Raw genomic sequence first — 5,279 nt, 5'->3', positions numbered from 1 at the left:
AAATCGTTATACCCCCAAAGGGTATCAGGGGTTCGAATCCCCTCGTCTCCGCCAACCACCCAGTTTCAGGCTGTTACGAGCTGTCTCTTCCTGTAAGCTAAGCTCCTAGATTCATTGACATTATCTGTCTCATCCGCACAAGCTTGGTGACAGCCAAGCTTGCGATTTTCCGGGTAAAAACCGGGTAACGCCCGGTCAAAAACCGGGTAACGGCTGAGGTGCAGAGATGTTGACGGATACAGCAGTCAAGAAGGCGGTTCGCCAGGCCAAGGCCTACAAGCTGACCGACAGCGGTGGCCTCTACGTTCATGTCATGCCGACGGGAAGGAAGTTCTGGCGATGCCGCTACGAGTGGCAAGGTAGGGAGCGGGTCCTAACGTTCGGCGAGTACCCGGCCATGTCGCTGGTGACGGCGAGAGGAAAGCGGGATGAGGCGCGGCTGCTTCTGCGGGAGAAAAAGGATCCAGCAGTCGTCAAGAAGCTGCAGCAGATGGAAGACCTCAAAGAAGCCAACGAAACCTTCGAGGTTCTCGCGCGCGAATGGCACCAATCCCAGAAATCAGGCTGGGTGCCGCATCACGCCTCTGACGTTATCGAGAGCTTGGAGTTCCACGTCTTCCCCTACATCGGGAACATGCCGATTCGGTTGTTGGAGCCCTCGGCAATCTGGGAGGTCTTGCAGAGGATCCAGAAACGACCCGCCGTGGAGACTGCCCATCGTGTGAGACAGCGCATCTCGGCTGTGTATTGCTACGCGATGGCGACCGGGCGGGTAGATCGCGACCCGGCTGCCGCAATGGGAAAGGTACTGTCGCCGGCGAAGAGGCGGCGCTTCCCAGCGATGCGCAAGCTCGAGGACGCGAGGGAGGTGCTGCGAGCTGCCGAGGCCATTGCGGGAAGTGCGACCACGAAGCTGGCGCATCGCTTTCTGGCTCTGACAGTCGTGCGGCCGGGCGTCGTGGCGACCTGTCCTTGGGATGAACTAAAGGATCTCAACGCCGACCATTGGCTCTGGACGGTACCGGCGCAACGCATGAAGCTGCGTTTGCACTACAAGGAAGATGAGGCGCGCGATCATCCGGTGCCCATGTCGCGCCAAGCCCTGGAGGTCATTGAGGCGCTGAAAAAGCTTTCCTCAATGAGCCCCTATGTGTTTCCGAACGATCGGTGGTTCCATCGGCCGATGAGCGAAAACGCGCTCGGGTACCTGCTGAAACGCGCCGGCTTCCAGGGCCGTCACGTCCCGCACGGGTGGCGAGCCACGTTCTCGACGATCATGAACGAGAGGCGTCCTGCGGATACCAAAGCCATCGACATGATGTTGGCGCACGTACCGAAGGACAATGTAGAGGCGGCGTACAACCGCGCTGAGCACTTGGAGCTCCGTAAAGAGATCGCGCAAGAATGGGCCGATTTGCTTCTGGAGGGCCTGCCGCCTGCAGCGGCACTACTGTCGAGCCGGCGATTCCGAAACGCGGCGTGACGCGATCCAGTGCTCGACCTCGCTCTTCCACCAGCGGCGAACCTGGGGACCCAAAGCTACGGATTGAGGGAAGCCCTCGGTGGCGATCCAGCGGTAGATGGTTGGTCTGCTCACATTCATGAGCTTCTGCAATTCGCCGATGGAGAGGAGACGGTCCTCACGCGATTTGTCCGGAAGCTGCATGCGAATATCCAGGTCAATTCAACATCTTCACTGCGCTTCCTCCCTTCGATCACGTCGCCAAAGCAGGCGCGCGACACCTTCGTCTCCACCTTCGATCAGCGCGCCCCAGATCGGATGGGGCAGTGTCGGGTCATCGATCTTGATGCGCAAGTAGGTCTCTTCAGTTCCGTTGCGCTTGCGCCGCCAGGCGACGCCGATCTCGTTGGTACCGGTCGTGATGCGGAAATCAGGACCGCTGTCTCCTTCCTTGCGGTCGTTGGCCATGATCAGCACTTTGGCGTTGATCATGAGCGTGCGGATCGTGCCTGCGTATCCGTCCTTGACGGCTGAGAAGGTTCCTATGACTGGCATGGTGCCTGAGCTCCTTTGCGATATGCGTCCAACTCGATGGCCTATGGCTCTGATCAGTTGGCAGAGCCGGCGCGGTAGGGTCTGAGAACAATGTCCTTGTGGACGATGACACGGAGCGGCCAGCCAGGACGCACGGTGATGGTCGGCGGGACGTTGAGATTGCGCTCGATGAGCCGCTGGCCGGCGCGATTCGTGGTCGTCTGCGTCGAGAGCTGCAGGGCGCGGATGAGATCGCTGTCGGATGAGCCGAAGGCGAGCTCGCTGCCGACGCCGAGCACGGTGGCCAGCGCCACGCCTTTGAGGAGCTTCCAGGTGTGCAGATCCACTTCGTCGGCTAGGCCCGCATAACCGCCGGTATCGGTCGCGGGGAGATTGTCGATGACCACTGAGCTGCCATCGGGGAGGATGATGCGCTGCCAGACGACGAGCGCGCGTTCCTGGCCGAAGGCGACGACGTTGTCGTACTTGCCGATCAGTCTCGCCCCTTGGGGGATCAGGAGAAATCGGCCGGAGACAGTGTCGTAGGTGTTCTCTGTCACCTGGGCGGTGACGAAGCCGGGCAGATCGGAGTTAAGCCCGGTGACGAGGCTCGCGGCAATCACGGTTCCGGCCATCAACTGAAAGGGCGAGGCCGGCGTCTGCAAACCGTGCGGATTGTAGATGTCTTTTTCCGCTCCCGACTTGAGGAACGCGAGCTTACGCGTGGCATCGGTTGCATCGGTGCCTGCGTACTCGAGGTCGCCGGTTGCGAGAGCTTGCGCCCGCTCCGTGGCGCGCGGCAGGGCGTGCGTGGCGAGGCCCCCATCGGCTGTGGTCGCGCTCGAGCGTGGCGTCGGTTCGGATTGCTCATCGCTCAACGTCGAGTTCTGGGGCAGCTGTTTGAGCTGCAAGCGGAAGAACACCTGCGATTCCCGGGCCTGCCCGGCCATGCGAACAAGGCGTGCTTTCTCCGCGCTCTCAGCATCGTCGAGCGGCAGGCCGGTGTCGGGCAGGATAAGCTTGGGCGCAGCCGGCGGCGTGCTCTGGGGCGCGGTGCTGGCCGGCTGCAGGCCTTCGTAGGTGGCCGGTAGTTTGCTAAGCCCGTCGGTGATCGGCTTGTTCTCGACGTTGATCAGCTCCTGCCGCTCTGCGATCTTGAGGCTTGGTGGCTTCAAGGCAACGAGCACGATGCCGGAGAGCAGCATCAGGAACACGGCTGCGCCGCCGATCAGCACCTTGCGGTTGATGCGCGTCACCGGCTGCGGGCGTGCGCGCAATTCCAGCGTCTCCGGCGCAGCCTTCTTCTCTTTCGGCTCTTGACTCTGCTCGGTCTCGCTCATGAGCGCGTCTCCCGCCAGATCGCGTCCGTGCGGACAATGCGAACCACCCGTTGCGGCTCCGTGCCAAGCCTCAGCTCTGCAGCGGCGAACAGCCTGTCGACGATGTAGGTGGTGCCGCGGACGCGGTAGTTGACGAGTGCCGACTTGCCGTCGGGGCCGATGATGAACAGCGGCGGGGCTTCGCTCTTGGATATGCCGGATGGGAACTGGATATAGACCTTGTTGCCGTCGTCGAATACCTGTCGCGGTTTCCACGGCGCATCGCCTTCGATGCGATAGCGGAAGCGCAACTCGTCGATGTTGATGCCGCCGTCGGCGATTGCGGCCACGGCGAAGGCGGCTTCCTCGCTCTGCTTGCGCAGGGAGACGAGTTCGGCGGCGGGATAAGTCCACGACACCGAGGCCATGTACGTTGCCTCGGAGGAACGCATCTCGAGATGATAGGTGCGTCGATCCGTGGTGATGACGAGGTTGGTCTCGAGGTCGGCGCCAACCGGCTTCACCAGGATATGGACCTGAGCGTCCTTGCCGTCGCCGCTGCTCGTGTCGCCGACGACCCACCGCACAGTGTCTCCGGCCGAGACCGAGACCAGCTTCTCGCCGGCCTCGAGCGCGATGTCCGTTACCTGGTTGACGGCGGCGTAGAGCTGATAGAGCGCGCCTTTGGTATAGGGATAGACCTGGATGGCATTGATGTAGCCGTCCTTGACTGGCTCGAGGCGCGCGGCCTCGTTGGCTCCGGTGACACGGTCCGCCGGCGACCGCGCATCTTTCTTCTTACCGGAGTCCTTGCCGATAGGCTTGAGCTGGCCGGGAAGAGGAAGCGGCGTCGGGACCTCGACGTAGCGGACCGGCAGCTTTGGATCCGGCTCGCGGGCGGCCGCCATCGCGGGAGCGTCGAAGATCGGGATCTCGGGCACCTTGATGTTGGTGGCGCAGGCGCCGAGCCCGCTCGATGTCATGATGAGGGCGACGAGGGTGCGGTGGGTACTCATTTGGACTCTCCGGTGGTGACGTCCTGCGACCAGTTGAAGGCGTGCACGTAGATGCCGAGCGGGTTCTTCCGCACGGCATCGACTGTCCTTGGTGGGGTGAGCGCGATGGAGAAGAGGCCGGTCAGGCGCTTGGTGTCCTTGAGGGCGCCGCCCTCGAAGGTGCGCTCGGTCCACCGCACCTGGAACGAGGTGTCGGAGGCCCGCACGACGCTCATCACCTCGACGGCTACGGTCTGGCGGCCGATGCGAGCGAAGGGATCGTTGTCGCGGGCATATTCGTTGAGCGTGACCGCCGCCCTATCGGTGACGAAGTCGTAGGCCTTGAGCCAGTTCTGTCGCACGACCACGGGATCGATCGAGAGTGCGCGGACATTGTCGACGAAGCGCGCCAGGTGATAGGCGATCTGCGCGTCGCTGGGCTTGTAGCTCTCGTCGGCAGGGCCAACGGTGCGGGCGCCGCCACGGGAGTCGACCTCGACGACATAGGGGACGACGCCGCTCGTACGGCCCATCCAGAACAGGATGCCTGCCAACAGCAGCGACATGCCCAGATTGCCGAGCGCCATCAGGCGCCAGTTGTGGGCCTGGACGCGGGCGCTGCCGATCCGCTCGTCCCAGGCCTGGGCCGCCTTCTGATAGGGCGTGACCGGCTCCGGTGTCTCGCCGTAGCGCAAGGCCGATCGCTTGAACACCATGGTCGACGCCTCCTTCTAGCTCTTGTTCTTGAGATCGGGGCCGCCGCCGCTTGCCGGGCGGTCGCCATCGCGAAGGGCCTGTGCCGCCATGAGACCGGCTTGGGTCATGCGCTGCCGGCGGGCGAGGCTTTGTGCCCAGACGGGTGGGCCGGACGCAGCGGCGCTAGTTGCGGCCGCGTCTCCGCCATGACCAGAGCTGTCGGAGCCCGACCGGGGGGCGGCATCGCGGTATCCTTGCGCGGCGCCCTGCCGG

Annotated in this window: 6 protein-coding genes and 1 pseudogene; 1 reads left to right on the top strand and 6 read right to left on the bottom strand. The window is 63.3% G+C overall.

Annotated elements, in window-relative coordinates; genetic code table 11:
* The first annotated feature begins 226 nt into the window (after positions 1–226).
* Positions 227–1,483 (top strand): tyrosine-type recombinase/integrase, encoded by a 1,257-nt coding sequence (locus tag V7082_RS21310; protein ID WP_334151684.1) that lies wholly within the window; start codon positions 227–229, stop codon positions 1,481–1,483.
* Here V7082_RS21310 and V7082_RS21670 read toward each other — a convergent pair.
* The 6 genes and pseudogenes from V7082_RS21670 to V7082_RS21285 all read right to left on the bottom strand — a co-directional run.
* Positions 1,448–1,666: a helix-turn-helix transcriptional regulator gene (locus tag V7082_RS21670; RefSeq protein ID WP_442909838.1), complete on the bottom strand. Its 219-nt coding sequence runs from the start codon at positions 1,664–1,666 to the stop codon at positions 1,448–1,450. The genes V7082_RS21310 and V7082_RS21670 overlap by 36 nt on opposite strands.
* Before the next feature lie 27 nt (positions 1,667–1,693).
* Positions 1,694–2,017, bottom strand: coding sequence for a DUF736 domain-containing protein (locus tag V7082_RS21305; RefSeq protein ID WP_334151682.1), 324 nt, complete (start codon positions 2,015–2,017; stop codon positions 1,694–1,696).
* Between the two features lie 53 nt (positions 2,018–2,070).
* Positions 2,071–3,336, bottom strand: coding sequence for a TrbI/VirB10 family protein (locus V7082_RS21300; RefSeq protein WP_334151680.1), 1,266 nt, complete (start codon positions 3,334–3,336; stop codon positions 2,071–2,073).
* The gene (trbG, locus tag V7082_RS21295) at positions 3,333–4,331 is read right to left on the bottom strand and encodes a P-type conjugative transfer protein TrbG (protein ID WP_334151678.1); all 999 of its coding nucleotides are present in this window, start codon (positions 4,329–4,331) and stop codon (positions 3,333–3,335) included. The genes V7082_RS21300 and trbG overlap by 4 nt, the downstream gene beginning before the upstream one ends.
* Positions 4,328–5,026 carry a conjugal transfer protein TrbF gene (gene trbF / locus V7082_RS21290; protein ID WP_334151677.1) on the bottom strand — a complete coding sequence of 233 codons (699 nt, stop codon included), beginning with the start codon at positions 5,024–5,026 and terminating at the stop codon, positions 4,328–4,330. Before trbF ends, trbG begins: the two co-directional genes overlap by 4 nt.
* Positions 5,027–5,041: 15 nt before the next feature.
* A pseudogene (locus V7082_RS21285) lies at positions 5,042–5,279 on the bottom strand (P-type conjugative transfer protein TrbL); the annotation flags it as partial.

It is taken from the genome of Hyphomicrobium sp. (assembly GCF_036833075.1).
In the GTDB taxonomy this organism is placed as follows: Bacteria; Pseudomonadota; Alphaproteobacteria; order Rhizobiales; family Hyphomicrobiaceae; genus Hyphomicrobium_C.
The sequence above is the reverse complement of the archived record's forward strand: the minus strand, read 5'-3'. Positions and strand labels throughout refer to the sequence as shown.

Bases quoted from the DNA above. Each gene is read 5' to 3' on its own strand.
- V7082_RS21310 (WP_334151684.1), top strand. From the start codon at position 227: ATGTTGACGGATACAGCAGTCAAGAAGGCGGTTCGCCAGGCCAAGGCC.
- V7082_RS21670 (WP_442909838.1), bottom strand. From the start codon at position 1,666: ATGCAGCTTCCGGACAAATCGCGTGAGGACCGTCTCCTCTCCATCGGC.
- V7082_RS21305 (WP_334151682.1), bottom strand. From the start codon at position 2,017: ATGCCAGTCATAGGAACCTTCTCAGCCGTCAAGGACGGATACGCAGGC.
- V7082_RS21300 (WP_334151680.1), bottom strand. From the start codon at position 3,336: ATGAGCGAGACCGAGCAGAGTCAAGAGCCGAAAGAGAAGAAGGCTGCG.
- trbG (WP_334151678.1), bottom strand. From the start codon at position 4,331: ATGAGTACCCACCGCACCCTCGTCGCCCTCATCATGACATCGAGCGGG.
- trbF (WP_334151677.1), bottom strand. From the start codon at position 5,026: ATGGTGTTCAAGCGATCGGCCTTGCGCTACGGCGAGACACCGGAGCCG.